General features: G+C 47.4%; 1 pseudogene. It reads right to left on the minus strand.

Features of this window, described 5'->3' with window-relative positions:
• Window positions 1–282: pseudogene (locus tag ACT3RT_RS23085) on the minus strand (IS1-like element transposase); the annotation flags it as partial.
• Window positions 283–445: the final 163 nt, after the last annotated feature.

The following is a 445-nucleotide window of genomic DNA, read 5'->3' on the forward strand; positions in this document are numbered from 1 at the left end:
GCGAGGTTACCGACTGCGGCCTGAGTTTTTTAAGTGACGTAAAATCGTGTTGAGGCCAACGCCCATAATGCGGGCGGTTGCCCGGCATCCAACACCATTCATGGCCATATCAATGATTTTCTGGTGCGTACCGGGTTGAGAAGCGGTGTAAGTGAACTGCAGTTGCCATGTTTTACGGCAGTGAGAGCAGAGATAGCGCTGATGTCCGGCAGTGCTTTTGCTGTTACGCACCACCCCGTCAGTAGCTGAACAGGAGGGACAGCTGATAGAAACAGAAGCCACTGGAGCACCTCAAAAACACCATCATACACTAAATCAGTAAGTTGGCAGCATCACCTTTTGCGTCTATAATCATGATGTCTAATGAACGCGTTTCGACAGGAAATCATCATGAATAAATATCAGGCAGTTATTATTGGTTTTGGCAAGGCTGGAAAAACATTAG

Origin of the sequence: Ewingella sp. AOP9-I1-14 (genome assembly GCF_052375995.1) — a bacterium.
Classification (GTDB): Bacteria; Pseudomonadota; Gammaproteobacteria; order Enterobacterales; family Enterobacteriaceae; genus Ewingella; species Ewingella allii.